The 317-nt window shown below is 43.8% G+C and carries 1 protein-coding gene; it reads left to right on the top strand.

The annotated features are described in order from the left end of the window. A partial coding sequence (locus A3738_RS30945) for a hypothetical protein (RefSeq protein ID WP_197473781.1) occupies positions 1–317 on the top strand: 317 nt, incomplete at both ends.

The following is a 317-nucleotide window of genomic DNA, read 5'->3' as shown; positions in this document are numbered from 1 at the left end:
GGTCGTTTTGAATTGTCAGCAGACAGCTTCAAACTCGAACTTGTTCCTTCACGTTTGCGTGGCGAAATCGCAACGTTTGACATCAAAGATCCTGACGGTGAAGTGATTGTTGAAGAAGGGCGTCGAGTTAACGCCAAGCAAATTCGTAAGCTTGAGAAATTAGGCGGCGCGCTTGAAGTTCCTAAAGAATACCTATACGGCAAGGTATTAGCGAAAGATATCATCAATGAAGATACTGGTGAGCTAGTTGCTAGCTGTAATACAGAAATTACAGAAGAAGTCGTTGATGCATTAGTTGCGGCGGGTATCGAAAGCAT

This window comes from Oleiphilus sp. HI0066 (assembly GCF_001635725.1).
This window is presented reverse-complemented; position numbering and strand designations above follow the sequence as displayed.